This is a genomic window from Acinetobacter sp. YH12151 (genome assembly GCF_013418355.1).
GTDB lineage: Bacteria > Pseudomonadota > Gammaproteobacteria > Pseudomonadales > Moraxellaceae > Acinetobacter > Acinetobacter pseudolwoffii.
On record NZ_VPCG01000099.1, the window covers coordinates 1 to 2801 of the forward strand.

1 rRNA gene is annotated in these 2801 nt (G+C 50.7%); it reads left to right on the forward strand.

Features of this window, described 5'->3' with window-relative positions:
* Positions 1-21: 21 nt before the first annotated feature.
* Positions 22-2801 (forward strand): 23S ribosomal RNA (locus tag FTU82_RS15860); the annotation flags it as partial.

Consider the following 2801-nt stretch of genomic DNA (forward strand, 5'->3'; position numbering starts at 1 on the left):
AACGACTGTTTGGGGTTGTATAGTCAAGTAATTAAGTGCATGTGGTGGATGCCTTGGCAGTCAGAGGCGATGAAAGACGTGATAGCCTGCGAAAAGCTCCGGGGAGGCGGCAAATATCCTGTGATCCGGAGATGTCTGAATGGGGAAACCCACTTACCATAAGGTAGGTATTGCATGATGAATACATAGTCATGCAAGGCGAACGAGGGGAAGTGAAACATCTCAGTACCCTTAGGAAAAGAAATCAATTGAGATTCCCTCAGTAGCGGCGAGCGAAAGGGGAAGAGCCCATTAAGTCATATAAGTTCTAGTGGAACGCTCTGGGAAGTGCGACCGTAGACGGTGATAGTCCTGTACACGAAAGGGCTTATATGATGATGTCGAGTAGGGCGAGGCACGTGAAACCTTGTCTGAATATGGGGGGACCATCCTCCAAGGCTAAATACTCCTGACTGACCGATAGTGAACCAGTACCGTGAGGGAAAGGCGAAAAGAACCCCTGTGAGGGGAGTGAAATAGATCCTGAAACCGCATGCATACAAGCAGTGGGAGCCGACTTGTTCGGTGACTGCGTACCTTTTGTATAATGGGTCAGCGACTTATATTCAGTAGCAAGGTTAACCGAATAGGGGAGCCGTAGGGAAACCGAGTCTTAATAGGGCGCATTAGTTGCTGGGTATAGACCCGAAACCAGGTGATCTATCCATGAGCAGGTTGAAGGTTGGGTAACACTAACTGGAGGACCGAACCCACTGTCGTTGAAAAGCCAGGGGATGACTTGTGGATAGGGGTGAAAGGCTAATCAAACTTGGTGATAGCTGGTTCTCCCCGAAAGCTATTTAGGTAGCGCCTCGGACGAATACCATTGGGGGTAGAGCACTGTTTCGGCTAGGGGGTCATCCCGACTTACCAAACCGATGCAAACTCCGAATACCAATGAGTACTATCCGGGAGACAGACTGCGGGTGCTAACGTCCGTAGTCAAGAGGAAAACAATCCAGACCGCCAGCTAAGGCCCCAAAATTATAGTTAAGTGGGAAACGATGTGGGAAGGCATAGACAGCTAGGAGGTTGGCTTAGAAGCAGCCACCCTTTAAAGAAAGCGTAATAGCTCACTAGTCGAGTCGGCCTGCGCGGAAGATGTAACGGGGCTAAAACTATATGCCGAAGCTGCGGATGCATAATTTATTATGCGTGGTAGGGGAGCGTTCTGTAAGCCGATGAAGGTGGATTGAGAAGTCTGCTGGAGGTATCAGAAGTGCGAATGCTGACGTGAGTAACGACAATGCGAGTGAAAAACTCGCACGCTGAAAGACCAAGGGTTCCAGTCCAACGTTAATCGGGGCTGGGTGAGTCGACCCCTAAGGCGAGGCCGAGAGGCGTAGTCGATGGGAAATTGGTTAATATTCCAATACTTCTGTGTAATGCGATGAGAGGACGGAGAAGGTTAAGTCAGCCTGGCGTTGGTTGTCCAGGTGAAAGGTTGTAGGCATGCATCTTAGGCAAATCCGGGGTGCTCTATGCTGAGAACTGATAGCAAGCTGTACTTGTACAGTGAAGTGGCTGATACCATGCTTCCAGGAAAAGTCTCTAAGCTTCAGTTACACAGGAATCGTACCCGAAACCGACACAGGTGGTCAGGTCGAGTAGACCAAAGCGCTTGAGAGAACTCTGCTGAAGGAACTAGGCAAAATGGTACCGTAACTTCGGGAGAAGGTACGCTGCTTTTGGTGATGGAACTTGCTTCCTGAGCTGAGAGCAGCCACAGAAACCAGGCCCCTGCAACTGTTTATTAAAAACATAGCACTCTGCAAACACGAAAGTGGACGTATAGGGTGTGATGCCTGCCCGGTGCTGGAAGGTTAATTGATGGGGTTAGCGTAAGCGAAGCTCTTGATCGAAGCCCCAGTAAACGGCGGCCGTAACTATAACGGTCCTAAGGTAGCGAAATTCCTTGTCGGGTAAGTTCCGACCTGCACGAATGGCATAATGATGGGGGCGCTGTCTCCAGCAGAGACTCAGTGAAATCGAATTCGCCGTGAAGATGCGGTGTACCCGCGGCTAGACGGAAAGACCCCGTGAACCTTTACTGCAGCTTGACATTGAACTTTGATCTTACTTGTGTAGGATAGGTGGGAGGCTTTGAAACCGAGACGCTAGTTTCGGTGGAGCCAATCTTGAAATACCACCCTGGTAATATTGAGGTTCTAACTCTGCTCCATGATCTGGAGCGAGGACCATGTCTGGTGGGTAGTTTGACTGGGGCGGTCTCCTCCTAAAGAGTAACGGAGGAGTACGAAGGTGCGCTCAGCGTGGTCGGAAATCACGCGTAGAGTATAAAGGCAAAAGCGCGCTTAACTGCGAGACCCACAAGTCGAGCAGGTACGAAAGTAGGTCTTAGTGATCCGGTGGTTCTGTATGGAAGGGCCATCGCTCAACGGATAAAAGGTACTCTGGGGATAACAGGCTGATACCGCCCAAGAGTTCATATCGACGGCGGTGTTTGGCACCTCGATGTCGGCTCATCTCATCCTGGGGCTGAAGCAGGTCCCAAGGGTATGGCTGTTCGCCATTTAAAGAGGTACGCGAGCTGGGTTTAGAACGTCGTGAGACAGTTCGGTCCCTATCTACCGTGGGCGTTGGAAATTTGAGAGGATCTGCTCCTAGTACGAGAGGACCAGAGTGGACGAACCTCTGGTGTACCGGTTGTGACGCCAGTCGCATCGCCGGGTAGCTATGTTCGGAAGGGATAACCGCTGAAAGCATCTAAGCGGGAAGCCTACCTCAAGATAAGATTTCCC